The organism is Caballeronia sp. ATUFL_F1_KS4A, from assembly GCF_023630905.1.
GTDB lineage: Bacteria > Pseudomonadota > Gammaproteobacteria > Burkholderiales > Burkholderiaceae > Caballeronia > Caballeronia zhejiangensis.
This window is the reverse complement of record NZ_JALQEB010000072.1, coordinates 1-242: the sequence shown is the minus strand read 5'-3', so window position 1 is coordinate 242 and position 242 is coordinate 1. Positions and strand designations below refer to the sequence as shown.

Here is a 242-nt window from a genome sequence, read left to right as displayed (position 1 = left end):
ACTCCGCACAGTTTAAACAGGCTGGCTTGATATTCAACGACATGAGAGGAAAAAAGTGATGCAGCAAAGTTTTGTCGCTAATCGTCGCTTTTTCGATGACCGGAATTTCCCGCGTGGTTTTACCCGGTCCGGGCGCTTTACCCTGGCAGAGGGCAATCTGCTGGAGAAACACGGTTTAGCAATGCAGGAACTGGAGCAGGGGGCGAGGCAGCCAGCTAACGACGAAGAACAGCGCTTTGTGC

Annotated in this window: 1 protein-coding gene; it reads left to right on the top strand. The window is 52.5% G+C overall.

The features are described 5' to 3' along the window. Positions 1-58: 58 nt before the first annotated feature. A partial coding sequence (locus NCS03_RS31075) for a MaoP family protein (RefSeq protein ID WP_250530518.1) occupies positions 59-242 on the top strand: 184 nt, incomplete at its 3' end.